Below are 1,496 nucleotides of genomic sequence, written 5' to 3'. Positions count from 1 at the left end.
TTAAATATAAATTCAAGCAATCATAGCCCGTAATTCACTGAATTTGGCTATCTTTGCATAACATTTGAGAAAAACGGCGATTGGCAGGAGCTTTTCGCCGCCAACATATAGGATAAGACCGCAAGGCGTTTCAAGCGAAAATCTGGTAAATTGGAACTACGGAGACGATTGCGTGATGCTTATGCTATGCTTACGCATAGCGTGCATTCACGTACTCTCCGTAAAGGCTTTACCAGAGCCATCGCTTGAAGGTAGTGTGAATTGCACGCTACTTTTTTACCCTTGCCTAACGAAAGGAAACGATTATGGGTAAAGTTCAGATTCTCGCCGTACTGACGATGGACGGATGTCTTTCTTCAGAGTTATATGATAAAGCACATCAGGATTTGTGCCTTGACCGTTGCGGTCTTGATGAAATCAGGAAGAAAGCCTTTTACCGTGTGACACCGGACTATTCCATTTCAATGCTGCACGAATGGAGAAAAGACTGCACAAACATCCGTTACCTCGCGGAAGCCACACCGGACACGGCAGACTATATAAACGGACTGCTGCGGATGCACGCTGTGGATGAAATCATACTATACACCGTTCCTTTCATATCCGGAAGCGGACGACATTTTTTTAAGTCGGCTCTGCCAGAGCAACACTGGACGCTTTCCTCTTTGAAAAGCTATCCCAACGGTGTATGTCGCATTATCTATATCCTTGATAAAAAAGCAAGATAGCCAAAATGTGCGGCAAGCATACATTTCTATTTTCAGGAATAGAATAAATGTTCCGATTACAAACAATTTAAGTCGGAGATAATTTGTCCTTGTGAAAAAATACTGAATTTTATACCTCTGAAATCCAGCACTTTGTAAAATTGAGTGTTGGATTTTTTATTTTCTGCCGCGTTTTTTGCCAATTATATTCATGTGCGCACGCAGAAAACAAAGTGTAATTTTCAAAATTGACAGAACCATGAATTATTTCTTGCTGGCGGAAACCGACTTTTTCCGCCTGATAAACGAAGCCGGCGACTGCAATATGGAAACGGCATACACGGCTTTCGCCACCCAAGTGATCGAACTGTGCAACGGCGGCATGGACATGAACCTTACCGTCATCGCGCTTGCCTACATCGAAATCGAGTTGCAGCACCATCCCGTACGTAATCTGTCAGAAGAAAAAAGAGAGATTGCCGCCTACGTCAGCAAGGCTCTGTCTTTCGTAAGAAAGATGCAGAAATTCCTTGCCACGCCCCAAGTGCCACCACTAATATCCGCCAACAACGCAACAGAAACCACCGCCAGCCTTCTTCAATGGACGGGCAATGCCATCGACCTCGTGGAACTTATCTACGGCATAGACGTGATGGGCTGCATCAACAACGGCAATATGCCGCTCAAACAGCTCGCCCCACTTCTCTATAAGATATTCGGGGTTGATTCTAAAGACTGCTACCGCTTCTACACTGATATCAAACGCCGGAAGAACGAAAGCCGCACCTA

Annotated in this window: 2 protein-coding genes; both read left to right on the top strand. The window is 44.7% G+C overall.

Annotated elements, in window-relative coordinates:
* The first annotated feature begins 305 nt into the window (after positions 1-305).
* The gene (locus tag DW947_RS21360; protein ID WP_004291474.1) at positions 306-728 is read left to right on the top strand and encodes a dihydrofolate reductase family protein; all 423 of its coding nucleotides are present in this window, start codon (positions 306-308) and stop codon (positions 726-728) included.
* Between the two features lie 238 nt (positions 729-966).
* Positions 967-1,496 (top strand): RteC domain-containing protein (locus tag DW947_RS21355; protein ID WP_119958636.1); only part of this gene is annotated, 530 nt, incomplete at its 3' end.

It is taken from the genome of Bacteroides sp. AM44-19 (genome assembly GCF_003603395.1).
In the GTDB taxonomy this organism is placed as follows: domain Bacteria; phylum Bacteroidota; class Bacteroidia; order Bacteroidales; family Bacteroidaceae; genus Bacteroides; species Bacteroides uniformis.
Note: the sequence above shows the minus strand (reverse complement) of the source record. Positions and strands in the feature narration are given on the sequence as shown.